Here is a 17,088-nt window from a genome sequence, read left to right as displayed (position 1 = left end):
TGGTTCTCTTTTGGCACGCAAAAGAGAACTTAGCCCAGCGAAAAAGCGCTCTACCCCCGCGCCACCGGCGCGAGAAAGAGAACCTATCCCTGCAAAAAACAATCCAACCCTTATATACGAGGTATCAAACAATGGAACTTTTTCTGGATGTACTGAGCGAAACTCTGGTGGACACCGCCAAGATGCTCCCCTTCCTGTTTTTAGCCTATCTCTTTATTGAATATGTCGAGACCCGCCACGGTGAGCGCATCGAGGCTCTGCTGGCGGGCGGCGGCCGCTGGGGTGCAGTGCCGGGCGCGGTGCTGGGCTGTGTGCCGCAGTGCGGCTTCTCGGCCATCGCCTCCAACTTCTACGCCTCCCGCGTCATCACGCTGGGTACGCTGATGGCCGTCTATCTCGCCACCAGCGACGAGGCTATCCCCCTGCTGGTGTCCATGCCCGCCTACTGGGATAAGCTGATCCTGCTGATGGTCATCAAAGTCGTGTACGCTGTCTTTGTGGGCTTTCTGCTGGATTTCGTCCTCCGCAAGGCCCTGCCCCGCAGCCTGCGCGGCGGCTACACCGGCCACGCCGACGAGGTGGACTGCCACGAGGAACACAGCGACGAAGAGGGCCATCCCCAGCCCATCTGGAAGGCCGCGCTCCGCCACACCCTGGAGATTTTTGTCTTTATCTTCGTGTTCAGCCTCGTGTTCGGCCTCATCGTCGAGGGCGTCGGCGAGGATGTCTTCGCCTCGGTGCTGGGCCGGATGGGCTTCTTCCAGCCGGTGGTGGCCGCACTGGTGGGCCTTGTCCCCAACTGTGCCGCCAGCGTCCTGATGACCCAGCTCTACGTCGAGGGCGCACTCCGCTTCTCGAGCCTCGTGGCCGGTCTCTGCACCGGCGCGGGCGTGGGCCTCGCCGTGCTGTGGCGGGTGAATCCCTCCTGGAAGCAGAACCTCTTCATCACCGGCCTGACCTGGGCCTGCGGCGCCGCTGTGGGCGTGGGCATCCAAATCGTGGTGGCCTTCATCGCCTGAGTATTTGCAAAACACCTGCACCTTTTCTTCGGAGAAGCGTGCAGGTGCTTTTTATTTTGGAGACAAAGCCTCCATTTTGTGATATACTCAGCTTATATATAGATATAAGGAGAACACCATGCAATATAAAATTCTCGCAAGCGATTACGACAACACCCTCGTCCCCTTCGGGGAAAACCAGCCCCGTCCGGCCACGGTCAAGGCCGTGAAGAAGCTTCAGGCCGCCGGGGGAAAATTCGTGCTCAGCACAGGCCGATCCTGGCCAGCCATCAACCGGAAAGGCCAGCTGGGCGGCATCCGGTTCGACTATGCCATCACCTGCAACGGTGCCTGCGTCGTGGACAAGAACGGTGCCATCGTGGCAGAGCACCCCATGACCAACGAAGAGATGTACGCGCTGGTAGATTTCTGTGAGGACTACAACTACCCCCTGCAATTTGACTTCAAGGATGCATACTATGCTTACTGCGAGTATGACATCCTCCACAAGCACTACAATCAGATAAACAGCGTCGGTCTGGACTGCGTGGACGGCGAAGACCAGGACCGCCACCTCATCGATATGCCTCACGCGGCGTTCTGCCTCTTCCCCGAGGGGGCGCTGGAGCGGTTCAGCGAAAAGTACGGCCACCTCGGCCTTCACTTCATGCAGACGGGCGGCCAGCTGCCCGACGGCTCCCGCTTTTATGACATCGTGCGGGGCGGGATCGACAAGAGCACGGGCCTCGCAGACCTCTGCGAGAAGATGGGCCTCTCCCTCGCCGAGGCCGTGGCGGCAGGCGACTCCGCCAACGATGTCGGGATGCTGAAAGCAGCCGGCCTCGGCTGCTGCATGTCCAACGGCACCGACGAAGCCAAAGCCGCCGCTGACCGCGTCATCGGCGATGTGCGGGAAGACGGACTTGCTGCCCTTATTGAAGAGCTGTGGTTCGACGGCCCGAAGGCGGAGCCCTCCGACCGCAGCTTCGGCTCTGCATGGGAGACGATGGAACGATGAGCTTCGCACCCGTTTACTCTGAAAACAGCCGCGCCCTCATCCTCGGCACATGGCCCAGCCCCAAAAGCCGGGAGATGGCCTTCTACTACGGCCACCCGCAGAACCGTTTCTGGCCCATGATAGCTGCCCTCACCGGCGAGCCTGTCCCCGCCCGGGAGGACATCGAGGCCAAAAAAGGCATCATCCTCCGCCATGGCCTCGCCCTGTGGGACACGCTGGAAAGCTGCACCATCACCGGCGCGTCGGACGCCTCTATCCGGGACGTGGTGCCGAACGACATTGTATCTCTTTTGGCAAAAGCGCCCATTGAGGCAGTGTTCTGCAACGGGGCCACGGCCTACCGCATTTATACCAAATATCTGCTGCCGGTGTCCGGCATCCCGGCGGTCAAGCTGCCCAGCACCAGCCCCGCCAACGCCGCCTGCCGCCCCGAAACCCTGCGCGAGGTCTGGGGCGAGGCCCTCAAAGATTATATAACCGTTTCCAACCTGTAAATTATTCATGAAACACTTGCGTTTTGTGGATAAAAGGATTTATTATGGAAGAGTACAAGGGGCGGTGCGCCCCTCCGGGAAAGGAGAAAATGCATGAGCAAAGTTATCCGCACCCAAAAGCCCAGCGTCCTGCCGTGGTATGCGGCGGCGCTGGTGTTCGCGGTGCTGTGCGCGGCGCTGCCAGTATATAAGCTGTGGGCGCTGCTGATCGCGCTGGGCGGCGCAGCCGTGATGTTCGGCGCGGCAAAGAAGGTCTGCCCGCCCCGGGTGGTGGAGCATGAAGTGCCTTTCCACACCGGCAGCGGCGATGTGGACGAGATGCTGGCCGACATCCAGCAGAAGCTGGACGCCCTCCACGCGCTGAACGAGGCCCTGCCCGACCCGGAGCTTTCCGCCGCCATGACCCGGATGGAAAAGGCAGGCCACTCCATCATGGAGACGGTGGAGGCCAGTCCCGCCAAGGCAAAGCAGATACGCCGCTTTGCGAACTACTATCTGCCCGACGCGGTGAATGTGCTGGAGCAGTACGCAAAACTCGCCCGCCAGGGCGTGCGGGGCGAAAATGCCGCTTCGATTCGGGCAGAGGTGGAGCGGAACGCGGCTTCCATCGCCACTGCATTCGAAAACCAGCTGGATGCACTGTATGCCGCTGAAAGCATGGACCTCTCGGCGGATCTGACGGTATTGCAGAATATGCTCAAAGGACAAGGCTTAGGCTAAACGTCTGATTTGGAAAGGAAGGAATCTCCCATGGCTGATAATACGTTCAATTTTGACTTAGACGCACCCGCTGTTCCCACCCTGACCCTCGACCCGGTGGAAGCACCTGCCGCCGAGGAAAAGCAGCCCGAACCCGCTGCGGCCCCCGAGGCCGAACAGGTCAAGCTCAGCCCCGAGGAGCAGGCGATGGTGGACGCCTTCGCTCAGAAGATCGACATCACCAACAGCCAGCAGGTGCTGCAGTACGGTTCCGCCTGCCAGAAGAAGATCGGTGACTTCTCCGAGGCGGCACTTTCCAAAGTGTCCACCAAAGACCTTGGCGAGGTGGGCGGCATGATCACCGACCTTATCGGGGAGCTGAAGAACTTTGACGCCGCCGAAGAGGAAAAGGGCATCCTCGGCTTCTTCAAGAAAAAGGGTAACCAGCTCGACAACATGAAGACCAAGTACAGCAAAGCGGAAACGAACGTCGAGACCATCCAGTCCGCCCTCGAAAAGCATCAGGTGCAGCTGCTCAAGGATATTGCGATGCTGGACAAGATGTATGAGCTGAACATGGCCTATTTCAAAGAGCTGAGCATGTATATCCTCGCGGGCAAGAAGAAGCTGGCCGACTTCCGCGCCCACGAGCTGCAGCAGGCGATGGACAAGGCAAAGGCTTCCGGCCTGCCTGAGGACGCACAGGCCGCACGCGATCTGGCCGACCAGTGCGAGCGCTTTGAGAAAAAGCTCTACGACCTTGAGCTGACCCGCACCATCAGCCTGCAGATGGGTCCTCAGATCCGGCTTTTGCAGAACAATAACTCCATGATGGCCGAGAAGATACAGTCCACCATCGTCAACACCATCCCCCTGTGGAAGAACCAGATGGTGCTGGCACTGGGTCTGGCCCACAGCCAGCAGGCTATGCAGGCCGAACGTGCCGTCACCGACATGACCAACGAGCTGCTGAAAAAGAACGCCGACGCCCTCAAGATGGGCACCATCGAGACGGCCAAGGAGTCTCAGCGCGGTGTTGTGGACATCGAGACCCTGCAGCAGACCAACAAGAGCCTGATCGAAACGCTGGACGAGCTGAACAAGATCCAGAGCGAGGGCCGCGCAAAGCGTGCCGCTGCCGAGCAGGAGCTCACCCGCATCGAAGACGAGCTGAAACAGAAGATGATGGAGATCCGGAGCTGAAATGGCAAACGCAGATTTTTCCAGACAACAGAATCAACCCACCGGCGGCTTTGACGCTTCCAGCTATCGCGCCGCAGCGCCCGCCGAGGAGGAAGTGCGGCTGACGCCCTTCCAGCAGAAGCTGGCAAGCCTCGAAAAGGCCCTGCCTGCCGCGCTGAGCAAGCAGGCCGTGGCCGTGGCGCTTTGCATCGTGGTGATGCTGGGGTGCTTTGTCGGCTTTGGCGGGGCGAAGCTCCGGGCAAAGTACGACACGGTGAAGAACGGGTTCACCACTGGCGTGGCCGCAGACAGCGGCTATACCCTGAATGAGGAGTTGACCACACGGCTCAACACGGCCGCCAACATCATCACCACCGCGTCCAACACACTGGGTGCAGACCGCACCGAAGTGCAGACGGCACAGGCTGCGCTGGACTCTTTTTCCGCCTGCCTCGGGGCGGTGCAGTCCGATGGCAAGATTCACGCACCGGACTCTCTGAGTGTTTACACCGGCGGCAGGATGCATATGCTCTACCAGTCGAACGAGACGCTTGGCACAGCCATCGGCCAGCTCTACGCAAAATTGCAGGAGCAGGCCGCAGACCCCATGAAGATGGGCGCAGTGCAGGGGCAGTACAGCCAGTTCAACAGTGCGCAAACCATCATCAGCAACCTGCATTATAACGATGCAGTCCAGAGCTACCAAAAAGACGTCGGCGGCTTCCCGGCCAGCGTGCTGGGCAAACTGTTCGGCATACAGGAGGTGGAACTTTTCGCATGAAGACGATGAAAACATTCTCCCGCCGCATTGCGGCACTGCTTCTTGTCGTGACCGTCGGCATCACGGCGCTGGCACCGGCGGCTTCGGCCTCCAGCATCCAGCTGCCCAGCCTGCCGAAAGATCAATGCGTGGTGGACGCCGCCGGTGTGCTGAGCGACAGCACCACCTCGGAGCTCGAGACCCTCAACGCACAGCTCTCTTCCAGCTGCGACGGCGCACAGATCGGCGTGCTGACCGTGGACTACACCGGCAGCGCCACCACCGAGGACTACGCCACTGAAGCCTTCAACACCTGGGGCATCGGCAGTTCCAGCAAGAACAACGACGTACTCATCCTGCTGGTGATGCAGTCGGACCAGTACGCCGACGGTGACTACTATCTGACCTACGGTGACGGCTTCCGCAGCACCATGCTGGCCGACCAGGCAAGCACCCTCGTGCAGACCATGGAGGACGATTTCGCCGCCAAGAAGTACGACGCCGCCGTCCTCACCTGCGCCACCAATGTGGCCAATACCATCGCAGAGGTGTACGGGGTCACTCTGAGCGGCGGGACCATCTATTCCGACGGCTCTGACACCCAGACCACCCGGCCCTCTGTCGAGCCCGTCCCGCCCCAGAAGCACTACTCCATCTGGGAAAACTTTATCGGCGGCATTTTCTCCATGCTTGCTTATATCATCCTGTTTATCGCAGTTTTCTTTATCTTTATCACCCCTCTCGGCCACTCCTTCGGCTGGTTCTGGGGGCCGTTTGGCTGGTTCGGCGCACGGCGTTGGCACAGAGGCCCGCGCCCTCCCCGCGGCCCTTACGATGACTTCGGCCCCGGCGGTGGTTTTTATGGCGGCCCTCGCGGCCCGAGAGGCCCACGGGGGCCGCGTCCTCCCCGCGGCGGCGGCTTCGGTGGAAGCGGCTTTGGCGGTATGGGCGGCGGCTCCGGTTTTGGCGGAGCCGGGCGCGGCGGCGGCAGCTTCGGCGGCTTCGGCGGCATGGGCGGCGGCAGCAGCCACGGCGGCGGAGCCGGACGCGGACGCTGATTCGATAACTAAAAAGGCACCGTGCTTCGAGCAGAAGCACGGTGCCTTTTGCTTTATTTCGGCTGGTTACTGTCCTTGATGAACTTCATAATACAGCATCCCATCACGATGACAGGAAGCACGATTCGCAGGCCCATCGGGTCGTCCCAGCTGATGAACTCGTCTATAAAGTACCCTGCGAGCCATGCCGCCAGTGTAAAAACGGTTGCCCATCCATAACTCATATTACCGCCTCCAATCTTACTTGATGCAGCTCGAGCAGGGGCTGTAGCCTGCGGCCACGGCCTCATCATAGCTGGAGAAGAGGATCTGGTTCTTCTCTGCCGGGAGGTTGGCGCAGCTGGGCAGATGGAACTTTTTGCTGTTCACGTTGCCGATGTACGCCTGCTGGGCCGTGCTGGATGCTGCCGGGTCAGTGGGGTTCAGCTCAGCGTCGGTGGCAAAGTGTTCCGTTGCCACCGTGTAGTTCTGGCCGTCGCTGCCGATGGTGATGGTGCCTTGCAGGTCGGTGCGGTAGACGTCCACCTTTGCGTCCCGCAGGATGCTTAACGTCTCCTCGTGGGGGTGGCCGTACTTGTTGCCTGTGCCGCAGGAGATGACGCCCATTTCGGGCAGCACTGCGTTCAGAAACAGGTAGCTGGTGCTGGTGCTGGAGCCGTGGTGCCCTACCTGCAGCACATCGGCTTTCAGGTTGGCACCGCTGTTTACAAGGTCAGTCTCGGCGGTATTTTCCATGTCGCCGGTCAGCAGAAAGCTGGTGACGCCGTAGTCGATGCGCAGCACCAGCGAGGTGTTGTTGGTCTCGCTGTACTGCGTTACCGGGCCCAGCAGGGTAACGGTGGCGCTGCCCAGCGGCCAGACGGTGCCCACGGAGGGCACTTCCAGCTGCAAGCCCTGCTGCTGGGTGTACTTGACAAAATCGTTGAAGCATTTGGTGCTGCCCTCGGTCACAGGGCTGTAAGCGTGCCCCGCCGGGAATTTTGCCATTACGGCGGCAAGCCCGCCTACATGGTCCTCGTGGGCGTGAGAGCAGAACACATATTGCAGCTGCTCGACCCCCTGACTCTGCAAGTAGGAGACTACCAGACTGCCGTCGTCCACATTGCCGCCGTCGTAGAGCATGAACTGTCCGTCACACTCCACCAGCACGCTCAGCGCCTGCCCCACGTCGATGAAGTGCATCTGGAAGGCGGCGTCCTGCCCGTCGGAAGGCGTCGTTTCGGTCTGAGAAGCTGCCGGGTTCGGCATGACGTCGCCGCTGCCTCCCGGGACGATGGAAGAGGTGTCACAGCCCACGAGGCCCAGCGCAAGGGCTGCGGCCAGCGCCAGCGCAGCGAGGCGGCTCATGAGCGTTTGAGCGGTCACTTTTTCTTTTTTGAAGTTTTCCACGATGTATTCTCTTTCTGTTGATTGCTTTTCGGTTTATGCGCAGGAGCCGAATGGGGCGCAAAACGTGCGCCGGGGCTGGGCTGACGGCCTGCCGGGGCGGCGGAGCGGCTCTGCGGCTTGCCGCCCTTTCCTCTGGGCCGGACGGTGTAGGTGCCGTCGCTGTGGATGGTCACATCGGCGGCCTCGGCTCTGCGGGCCGAACGCTGGACCGCAATGCGGCCCTCAGCGGGAACCAGCAGGGGGATGAGGTCTTCGCGGTGGGTCATTTTCAGCGCCTTGATGACCTTTTCGGCGTTGCGGGGCTCATAATACTGGAGCAGGGCGCGCTGAAGCGCCTTGCCCTCAGCGGTCTTTTCCACAAACACCGGCTTCAAAGTGTAGGGGTCGAGGCCGGTGTAGAACATACAGGTGCTCACGGTGCCGGGCGTGGGATAAAAATCCTGCACCTGCTCGGGGCGCATATGGTTCTTGTAGAGGTATTCGGCCAGATAGACGGCATCCTTGAGGGTGCTGCCCGGGTGGCTGGACATGAGATACGGCACGAGGTACTGCTTTTTTCCTGCCTTCCTGCTCAGCTCGTAGAACTTATCCTTGAACTTGTTGAAGGTTTCGATCGGCGGCTTGCCCATGTAGGCGAGGGTGTTGGGGGCGCAGTGCTCCGGCGCGACTTTCAGCTGGCCGGAAACGTGGTACTCCACCAGCTCCTTAAAGAAAGTGTCATCGGGGTCGGCCATCAGGTAATCGAAGCGGATGCCGCTGCGGATGAACACCTTCTTGACGCCGGGCAGCTCCCGGACGCGACGGAGGATTTTCAGGTAATCGCTGTGGTCCACGATCATGTGGGAACAGGTGGTGGGGGCGAGGCAGTGCTTGCCGCCGTTGCACATACCCCGCAGCATCTGCTCGCGGCAGGATGGGAAACGGAAGTTGGCGGTGGGGCCGCCGATGTCGTGGATGTAGCCCTTGAAATCCGGCTCGTGGGTCATCCGCTCTGCTTCGGCCACGATGCTGTCGGCGCTGCGGCTGGTGACGCGTCGGCCCTGATGCAGCTGGATGGCGCAGAAATTGCAGCCGCCGAAGCAGCCGCGGTTCTGGATGATGGAGAACTGCACCTCGCGGATGGCAGGCACACCGCCCATGGCCTCGTAGATGGGGTGGTAGCGGCGGGTGTAAGGCAGGGCGTAGACCTTATCCAGCTCCCAGCGGACGAGGGGCTTTGCGGGGATGTTCTGCACGAGGTACTTCTCGCTCTGCTTCTGGACGATGATATTGCCGCTGACGACGTCCTGATTGTCCATCTGGATGCGGCAGGCTTTCGCATAAGCCACCTTATCGGAGGCGACCTTCCTGAAGCCCGCGCACTCCACATACCGCTCGGGCAGGTGGTCGAAGTCGGTCAGGTAGCAGGTGCCGTCCACATCGGTGATGCTCTCCACCGGCTCCCCTGCCGCCAGACGGCGGGCAATTTCCACGGTCTGGTGTTCACCCATGCCGAAGCTGATGATGTCCGCGCCAGAGTCCTCGGCGATGCTGGGCAGGACGGTGTCCAGCCAGTAGTCGTAGTGGGCAAAGCGGCGGAGCGATGCTTCCAGACCGCCCAGAATGACGGGCAGGTCGGGGTATGCCTGCTTGGCAAGTCTGGTGTAGACGGTGGCGCTGCGGTCGGGCCGTGCGCCGCCCTTGCCGCCGGGCGAATACTCGTCCTCCGCGCGGGGGATCTTTGCGACGGAATAGTGACTCACCATGCTGTCCACATTGCCGCCGCCGATGAAGAAGCCGTACTTCGGCTTTCCGAACCGCTTGAAGTCCTCGCAGTCGGTGTAGCGGGGCTGGGCCAGCACGCCCACCTTGTAGCCCTCGGCTTCCAGCAGGCGGCTGATGATGGCGGTGCCAAAGCTGGGGTGGTCCACATAGGCGTCGCCGCCCACCACCACGAAGTCCAGCTGGTCCCATCCCCGGGCCTCCATGTCGGCCCGGCTGATGGGGAGAAATTCGGTGTAATGTTCCATAGTTATCCTTTTTCTTTCATTATGCCTGCCCTATACAGCAGGGCTCTATTGCTTCCGAAATCAAAAATTCTATTCCTATTCATCCAGCGTGAGCCTGTCCGGTACGCCAGTGGCTTCCCTGGTAGGGGAGCTGGCAAAGCCGTCCGGCTTTGACTGAGAGGTTATTCATCCGGCTGATTCATCTGCATTTCCAGCCACTGCTGGCGGCTGATGAGGACAGCGCGGGGCTTTGCGCCCTCGTAGGGGCCGATAATGCCCTTTTCTTCCATCTCGTCCATGATGCGGGCGGCGCGGGCATAACCCAGCTTGCAGCGGCGCTGCAGCAGGCTGGTAGACGCCTGGCCGGCGTCGATGACCACCTCCACGGCCTGCTTGAGCATCGGGTCACTGCCGCCCTCCTCGTCGGAGTCGGCAGAGCTGCTGCCCTTCTTGCCGTCCTGGATGGCGTGTTTTTCCATAGCCTCTATCATGGCTTCGTCGTACTGGACGGTGGCGCTCTTCTTGATGAAGTCCAGCACACGGCTGATCTCCTCATCCCGCACAAAGGTACCCTGGATACGGGTGGGCTTGGGTGCGCCCACGGGCATGAAGAGCATATCGCCCATGCCCAGCAGCTTTTCGGCACCGGCACCGTCGAGGATGGTGCGGCTGTCCACCTGACTGGACACGGCGAAGGCGATGCGGCTGGGGATATTGGCCTTGATGAGGCCGGTGATGACGTCCACGCTGGGGCGCTGGGTCGCCACGATGAGGTGCATACCGGCGGCGCGGGCCTTCTGGGCGATGCGGCAGATGGAGTCTTCGACATCCTTGCCGACGACCATCATCAAATCGGCCAGCTCGTCGATGATGATGGCGATATAGGGCATCTTCTCGAGGTTCGGGTCCGTTGCAGCCAGCTTATTGAAGGACTTGATGTCGCGGACGTTGTTCTCCGCGAAGAGGTGGTAGCGGCGCTCCATCTCCTGCACTGCGCCGCCCAGTGCGCCGGCCGCCTTGCGGGGCTCGGTGACGACGGGCATCAGCAGGTGGGGGATGCCGTTGTACTCAGCCAGCTCGACGACCTTGGGGTCGATGAGCAGGAGCTTGACGTCCTCGGGGCTGGAGCGGAACAACAGGCTCATGATGATGCTGTTGACACAGACCGATTTACCGCTGCCGGTGCTGCCCGCGATGAGCAGATGGGGCATCTTGCACAGGTCGGCCACCTGGGCCACACCGGCGATGTCCTTGCCCAGCGCAATGCCCATCGGCGAGGTCATCCGCAAAAAGCTCTGGCTCTCAAAGACGCTGCGGATGTAGACCGGCGTTTTCTTATGGTTCGGCACCTCGATGCCCACGGCAGGCTTGCCGGGGATGGGTGCCTCCATGCGGACATCGGCCACCGCCAGGTTCAGGGCGATGTCGTCCGCCAGCGAAGTGATGCGGCTTATCTTGACACCCGCCATGGGCTGGACTTCATACCGGGTGACCGACGGGCCGCGGGAAATATCCAGCACACGGGTGCGGACGCCGAAACTTTCCAGCGTGTCCACCAGCTTCTGGGCGTTGGCTTTCAGCTCGTCTTCCGCGCCGGAGTCGCTTTCCTCCGGGGCGCGCTCGAACAGCTCGATGGACGGGTACTGATACTGGAAGCTCTCCTCCGTCTCCGCCTCTTCGGCGGGGGCGTTCGCGGCCTGCTCCTCGGAGACAGCAGGCTTTTCCATGGCGGCTGCCACCAGCGTGTTGAGGTCTTTTTCCTCCACCGGGTCGCTGGTGATGCTGATCCAGCCGTCCTCATCCGGCTCAGAGCGGAACGCCACCGCATTCTCGGCGCTGACCGGCTGCGGGGCCGGTTCCGGAGTCGGGGTCAAATCATAGAGCGGGATGCCGAAAGAGAGCGGCGGCTCAGGTGCGGGCTGCTGTTCCGGCTCTTCTGCCGGGGCAGCGGGCGTGACGGTAGGTGTCACCGTCGGCTCGGGCTGGGCCGTGAAGAAGTCCTCAGCGGCAGTATCCACAGCGTCCGGGACGATGGGAGTCACGGTGGCGCGGATGGGCGCACGGCGGAGCGGGTCCATGCCGAAGGTGCCGCCGGGGCCGAGGATGATGGGCTCGATAGGCTCACTGCCGCCCTCGGTGACGGTGGTATGGTCAGGGCCTAAGTCAATATCAAAGGGCGCACGAGGCCGGGACTTTTCCACCTGTACGGGGGCAGGCTCGGGCTGAGGCGGGGTCTGCGCTTCCGGTGCGGGCGCAGGGGCAGGCTCCGCCTGTTCGCCGCCCTGCATCACCTGATGGCCCCAGTGGAAGACGCCAGCCAGCCAGCCGGGAGGCTGGATATGGAAGGCGGGCGCGGCAGGCTCTTCGCCGCCGTAGTAGTCCTCGCCTTCGCCCACTTCGTCTTCCGGCAGGTCGTCGTCATAGTCTTCATATTCCTCTGCCGCGGCCTCCTCAGCGGCGCGTTCTGCCAGACGCTCAGCCCGGCGGGCGGCATTCTGCTCGTGGACGGCAAGGCCCTTTTCGTGGACGCTGCCGCCCACGTTGCAGAGCCACTGCCAGCACTCGGCGGGCGTAACGTCAAAAATGTACAGACTGGCGCAGGCCGCCAGCGCCGCCATGACCAGATTGGCGGCGGGTCTGCCGCAGAGCAGCAGGAGCGTCCCGCCCAGCACAGCGCCCAGCGCACCGCCCGAGAGCCATGCGCTCATACCATTATGATAACAGGCGGCAGTCATCTGCGCGGCGGTCTGGTCGGTGGGGATGTCAGAAAAGACGATAACCGTGCCGCTGGCGAAGATGAGCCCCAGCACCAGCTTTGCGATATGGGGCAGAAGGTCTTCGCCCCGGGTGTAGAGGATGGCCAGATAGCACAGCGCTGCGCCCAGCACGAAACTTCCGCAGCCGAACACGCCGAACAGGACATCGTGCATCGTGCGCCAAGCCGAGCTGCCCGGCACGAAAGCCAGCGCCATGAGCACCAGCCCCGCAAACAGGGTGATGAGCCCCGCGGGCATCCGGTCCTGTGTCCGGTTCTTGCGGCGCGAGGCTGTGCTGCGCCCGGAGGTCTTGCGTTTTCTCTTTGCCATGTTTCCTAAAACCCGTTCCTTATTTTATATCATGAAGCAGGGCGCGCTCAGGGCGGCTCTGTCGGTGACGATGGAAGAATTTCGATACTACTCGATTCTTTCATTGTACCACGGGAAAAGTCAAATGGCAATTTATTTCCCCTCGATTTCTCGGTAGAGCCATGCCAGCGCGTCCGACAGCCCGCCCAGCTCGTCGATAAGCTTTTCCCGCACGGCTTTTCGGCCATCCAGCACGGTACCCACGTCCATGACCAGCTCGCCCGTGCGCATCATCAGCTCGGTGTACCGCTTCTCCGAGATGCCGCTGTGGGACGCCACGAAGCCGGTGATGCGCTCCTGCATCTGCTCGAACCAGCGCATGGTCTGGGGCACGCCCAGTATCATGCCGGAATGGCGGACGGGGTGGACCGTCATGGTGGCAGTAGGCACGATGAAGCTCCGCTGGGCGCTGACGGCCAGCGGGATGCCGATGGAGTGGCCCCCGCCCAGCACCACCGCCGCACTGGGCTTGGAGATGCTGGCGATGAGCTCCGCCAGCGCAAGCCCCGCCTCCACATCCCCGCCCACCGTATTGAGCAGGACCAGCAGGCCCTCGATGGCGGGGTCCTCCTGCACGGCCACCAGCTGGGGGATGACGTGCTCATACTTGGTGGTCTTCTGGCCCTGAGGCGCTTCCACATGGCCCTCCACCTGCCCGATGACCGTCAGGCAGTGGATGGCGTGAGCTCCCCGGGTACGGTAAACGCTGCCCATATCCTCGATCTGCTCTTTTTCCAGCCGCTGCTGCTCCACGGGGATGTTCTTCTCTTCTTGTGACATTCTGCGTATCCTCCTTTTTGCTTCATTTCAGCTTGTCCGGCATTCCTGCCGGTTATACTTCGGCAAAGATTTCTTTTCTTTCTCAAAAAAATGTGCCAAATGGTTTGACATTCTGTCTTCGCGCTGTATACTTTATACTAGAGATAAGATTGTCAAATATGTATCATTATTGTACAAGAAAGTACAAATCTTTTGCCGGAGCACTCTGCCGCTGCGCACTTCTCCCCGGCAATGCTGCGGATAAAAAGAAAGGAGACCCCCCTATGAACACTCCCGGCAAAGCTTCTCTGCCCGTCATCAAGCGCCTGCCCAAATACTATCGCTACCTGCGCACCCTGAAGAACGACGGCATCACCAGCATCTCGTCCCGTGAGCTGGCCGCCCAGATGGGTACCACTGCCTCTCAGGTGCGGCAGGACTTCAACTGCATCGGCGACGTGAATGGCCGTCAGGGCATCGGCTACTCGGTGGAGAACCTGCTGAGCATCCTTGAGCATCTGCTCTTTGGCAACGGCGACCTCCTGCCCACCATCCTTATTGGCTGCGGCCGTCTGGGCAAGGCTGTGAGCCGCTTCATCACCACCGACACCAACGGCTACAAGCTCATCGCCGCCTTCGACAATGCCCCCGACGAGGTAGGCAAAGAGATCAACGGCATCCAGATTTTACACATTGATGAGCTGGAAGCTTTCTGCGCCGAGCACCACCCCGAGGTGGCTGTGCTCTGTCTGCCCCGCAGCGGCGCAGAGGAGATCAGCGGCCGTCTGGTGGCTCTGGGCATTCAGGGCTTCTGGAACTTCTCCCACTACGATCTGTCTGTCTCCTACCCCGACGTGGTGGTGGAGAACGTCCACCTCGGCGACAGCCTGATGAGCCTGGGCTATCGGCTGCGCAATCAGGACTGAGCACATACTATCAATAATACAGGCCCTCTCCGTCAGGCTTTGGCTGAGAGAGTCCTTTCATGAGGAGACTTTTTCGACATGGCAAAGCTTTATTTCCGTTACGGCGCAATGAACAGCGGCAAGAGCACCGCGCTGATGCAGGTGGCCCACAACTACGAGGAGCAGGGGATGCGGGTGCTCATCCTCAAGCCGAAGGTGGACACCAAGGGCAGCGGCGACCTCGTGAGCCGTCTGGGCGTCCGCCGCCCTGCCGACCTGCTGGTGCCGCCGGACATGGACCTGGTGGAGGCCGTCCGGGCCGCCAGCAGCGAGGGTCGGCCTCTGGCCTGTGTGCTCTGTGACGAGAGCCAGTTCCTCACTGCCGAGCAGGCCGAGCAGCTGTTCATGGTGACGGTAGAGCTGAACATCCCCGTCATCTGCTACGGCCTGCGCTCCGACTTCTCCCTCAAGGGCTTCCCCGGCTCCACCCGGCTTCTGGAGCTGGCCCACACCATCGAGGAGATGAAGACCATCTGCACCTGCGGCCGCAAGGCCACCTGCAACTGCCGCAAGGTCAACGGCCGCTTCGTCTTTGAGGGCGAACAGGTAGCCATCGACCTTGAGAACGACGTCCAGTACGTCAGCATGTGTCCCCAGTGCTATTTCCGGGAGCGCAGCGCCTTCTACGCCGCCCGCCGGTGACTCTTTTTCCTGATTTTATGCCGTCCGCACGCCGGACGGCATTTTTGTATCTTTTCTGCATCCGTGATATATCAGTCGCGCCCCAATTCGCGCGTTTTTTGCACTATTGATATATCAGCTCAGGGTCGGAACTTTCTGTTATCGTCGCTTTTGATGTATACAACGCTCTTTCAACAAATTCTGCCTCGGCTACAAAATTCTTGCAATTCAGGCCAATCTTCTCCTGTTGCATCCCAGTTTTCTATGCAAATCGTTGAAGTATACAAGTTGCACAGTTTTTCGGTCCAAGTTTATTCATTATGGCAATGACGTCAAAACCGGGCAAAAAATAAGCGCAATATTTGTACGTTTTCTGCCGTTATCACTACAATTTGCATCTTTCTTTTTTTTCTTGCCTTTGGTATCATATTTGTATACAACGGATGCTTTGCAGAGGCATCCATGCAAGAAGATGTTTTCTACATAGGAGGAGAACGAAAATGAGCAAGGCAATTTCTCGTCGTGACTTTCTGAAGGTCTCTGGCGCTGTGGGTGCTGCCGGCCTGCTGGCCGCCTGCGGCGGCTCCAGCAACACTGGTTCTACCGCCACTTCCACCGCTGCTTCTTCCGCAGCAGCTTCTGTGGCCGGTCTGTCTTCTGACCCCGTCACCCTGACCATGAGCTGGTGGGGCGGCGAGTCCCGTCACAATGCTTACCAGGAGGCCATCAAGGCTTTCTCTGCTGAGCACAGCACCATCACCGTCAACCCCACCTTCGCTGCATGGTCCGGCTGGGAGGACACCATGTCCACCAAGTTCGCAGGCGGCGTCGCTGAGGATGTCTGCCAGATCAACTGGAACTGGCTGTACAACTACTCCAAGAGCGGCCAGACCTTCATCGACCTGAACAGCGTCTCCGACTATCTGGACCTGACCCAGTGGGACGAGGCCAAGCTGGCTGCCTGCAACGTGGCAAACGCCCAGCAGTGCGTGCCTGTCTCCATGACCGGCCGTATCTTCTACTGGAACAAGACCACCTTCGACAAGGCCGGCATCTCCTTCCCCACCACTCTGGACGAGCTGATGGCTGCCGGCAAGACCTTCCAGGAGAAGCTGGGCGATGACTACTATCCCCTGCACCTGGGCGCATACGACCGTATGATCCTGATGGTCTTCTACCTCGAGTCCAAGTACGGCAAGGACTGGGCAGACCCCACCACCTCTACCCTGAACTACGACGCTGACCAGATCGCTGAGGGCATCGACTTCATCAAGAGCCTGGTGGATGGTCACGTCATCATGAGCCTGCCCACCTACTACGGCTCCAACGGCGACAACGCCGCTCACCAGTCCACCGAGTGGATTACCGGCAAGCTGGCCGGCTGCTTCGAGTGGGACTCCTCCGCTACCAAGTACGCTGACGCTCTGGACGAGGAGAACAAGGCTGGCTTCACCGTGGGCGAGGAGATCAAGTTCGGCGATTACAACGGCGGCTTCTCCAAGGTCTCCATGGGTCTGGCCATCACCAAGACCTGCGAGCATCCCGCAGAGGCAGCTACCCTCATCAACTTCCTGCTGAACGAGGAGAAGGGCGCTTCCATCATGGGTTCTGAGTGCGGCATCCCCGCCTCCAAGGCTGGTCTGGCTGCTGCTCAGGCTGCCGGCGCCGTCAAGGAGCTGGTCGCTGAGGCAAACGGCAAGGTCATGGCCTTCGTTTCCAACCAGCTGGACCCCCTGTTCGAGTCCAACGACCTGAAGGCTACCGGCACCGGCATCTATCAGGAAGTGTTCGACACTCTGGATTACGACAATGCTTCCGGCGCTGACCTGGTCGATACCCTGCTGGACGGCATGGAGTCTGTCGGCTACTCCGTCTAATTTCCGCCTCACGGACTTTTTGCGGCCCGCACACGCGCGGTGTTGACACAGGCCGCCCCGCATAAAGGAGTCTTGCAAGGGGCATCCCTTCCACCTACGGACGGATGCCCCTTTTTTGCAAGACGGTGATGACATTTTTTTGACAAAAATGTGTC

Annotated in this window: 15 protein-coding genes; 10 read left to right on the top strand and 5 right to left on the bottom strand. The window is 60.7% G+C overall.

Annotation, left to right across the window (positions count from 1 at the left end; genetic code table 11):
- Positions 1–131 precede the first annotated feature (131 nt).
- From AAAU26_RS10145 to AAAU26_RS10115, 7 genes are all read left to right on the top strand, one after another.
- Positions 132–1,019: a putative manganese transporter gene (locus tag AAAU26_RS10145; RefSeq protein WP_227618961.1), complete on the top strand. Its 888-nt coding sequence runs from the start codon at positions 132–134 to the stop codon at positions 1,017–1,019.
- Positions 1,020–1,137: 118 nt separating this feature from the next.
- On the top strand, positions 1,138–2,016 hold the full coding sequence (locus tag AAAU26_RS10140) for a Cof-type HAD-IIB family hydrolase (RefSeq protein WP_227618960.1): 879 nt from the start codon (positions 1,138–1,140) through the stop codon (positions 2,014–2,016).
- The gene (locus tag AAAU26_RS10135; RefSeq protein WP_227618959.1) at positions 2,013–2,510 is read left to right on the top strand and encodes a DNA-deoxyinosine glycosylase; all 498 of its coding nucleotides are present in this window, start codon (positions 2,013–2,015) and stop codon (positions 2,508–2,510) included. Before AAAU26_RS10140 ends, AAAU26_RS10135 begins: the two co-directional genes overlap by 4 nt.
- Positions 2,511–2,603: 93 nt before the next feature.
- The gene (locus tag AAAU26_RS10130; RefSeq protein WP_227618958.1) at positions 2,604–3,230 is read left to right on the top strand and encodes a 5-bromo-4-chloroindolyl phosphate hydrolysis family protein; all 627 of its coding nucleotides are present in this window, start codon (positions 2,604–2,606) and stop codon (positions 3,228–3,230) included.
- Between the two features lie 30 nt (positions 3,231–3,260).
- Complete coding sequence (locus AAAU26_RS10125) at positions 3,261–4,412, top strand: toxic anion resistance protein (protein WP_217211348.1); 1,152 nt, start codon at positions 3,261–3,263, stop codon at positions 4,410–4,412.
- Between the two features lies 1 nt (position 4,413).
- Positions 4,414–5,172 (top strand): LemA family protein, encoded by a 759-nt coding sequence (locus AAAU26_RS10120; RefSeq protein WP_227618957.1) that lies wholly within the window; start codon positions 4,414–4,416, stop codon positions 5,170–5,172.
- Positions 5,169–6,209: a TPM domain-containing protein gene (locus AAAU26_RS10115; protein WP_227618956.1), complete on the top strand. Its 1,041-nt coding sequence runs from the start codon at positions 5,169–5,171 to the stop codon at positions 6,207–6,209. The genes AAAU26_RS10120 and AAAU26_RS10115 overlap by 4 nt, the downstream gene beginning before the upstream one ends.
- A gap of 53 nt (positions 6,210–6,262) precedes the next feature.
- On the opposite strand, the gene AAAU26_RS10110 is transcribed toward AAAU26_RS10115, so the two are convergent.
- The 5 genes from AAAU26_RS10110 to AAAU26_RS10090 all read right to left on the bottom strand — a co-directional run bounded on the left by AAAU26_RS10110 (position 6,263) and on the right by AAAU26_RS10090 (position 13,491).
- Positions 6,263–6,433, bottom strand: coding sequence for a hypothetical protein (locus AAAU26_RS10110; RefSeq protein WP_174235886.1), 171 nt, complete (start codon positions 6,431–6,433; stop codon positions 6,263–6,265).
- Between the two features lie 16 nt (positions 6,434–6,449).
- Positions 6,450–7,598, bottom strand: a complete 1,149-nt coding sequence (locus AAAU26_RS10105) for an MBL fold metallo-hydrolase (RefSeq protein WP_227618955.1) — start codon at positions 7,596–7,598, stop codon at positions 6,450–6,452.
- A complete protein-coding gene (locus tag AAAU26_RS10100) occupies positions 7,571–9,607 on the bottom strand; it encodes a YgiQ family radical SAM protein (protein ID WP_227618954.1) in 2,037 nt (678 codons plus the stop codon). The genes AAAU26_RS10105 and AAAU26_RS10100 overlap by 28 nt, the downstream gene beginning before the upstream one ends.
- Before the next feature lie 161 nt (positions 9,608–9,768).
- Complete coding sequence (locus AAAU26_RS10095; protein ID WP_227618953.1) at positions 9,769–12,672, bottom strand: DNA translocase FtsK; 2,904 nt, start codon at positions 12,670–12,672, stop codon at positions 9,769–9,771.
- 132 nt (positions 12,673–12,804) lie between these two features.
- Positions 12,805–13,491, bottom strand: coding sequence for a ClpP family protease (locus tag AAAU26_RS10090; RefSeq protein ID WP_149793551.1), 687 nt, complete (start codon positions 13,489–13,491; stop codon positions 12,805–12,807).
- Positions 13,492–13,754: 263 nt separating this feature from the next.
- Between AAAU26_RS10090 and AAAU26_RS10085 the strand changes: the two genes are divergently transcribed.
- The 3 genes from AAAU26_RS10085 to AAAU26_RS10075 all read left to right on the top strand — a co-directional run bounded on the left by AAAU26_RS10085 (position 13,755) and on the right by AAAU26_RS10075 (position 16,933).
- Positions 13,755–14,396 carry a redox-sensing transcriptional repressor Rex gene (locus tag AAAU26_RS10085; protein WP_149793550.1) on the top strand — a complete coding sequence of 214 codons (642 nt, stop codon included), beginning with the start codon at positions 13,755–13,757 and terminating at the stop codon, positions 14,394–14,396.
- A gap of 78 nt (positions 14,397–14,474) precedes the next feature.
- Positions 14,475–15,077: a thymidine kinase gene (locus AAAU26_RS10080; protein ID WP_015565365.1), complete on the top strand. Its 603-nt coding sequence runs from the start codon at positions 14,475–14,477 to the stop codon at positions 15,075–15,077.
- A gap of 479 nt (positions 15,078–15,556) precedes the next feature.
- Positions 15,557–16,933, top strand: coding sequence for an ABC transporter substrate-binding protein (locus AAAU26_RS10075; protein ID WP_227618952.1), 1,377 nt, complete (start codon positions 15,557–15,559; stop codon positions 16,931–16,933).
- Positions 16,934–17,088 lie beyond the last annotated feature (155 nt).

This window comes from Faecalibacterium longum, assembly GCF_040094125.1.
In the GTDB taxonomy this organism is placed as follows: Bacteria; Bacillota; Clostridia; order Oscillospirales; family Ruminococcaceae; genus Faecalibacterium; species Faecalibacterium longum.
Note: the sequence above shows the minus strand (reverse complement) of the source record. Positions and strands in the feature narration are given on the sequence as shown.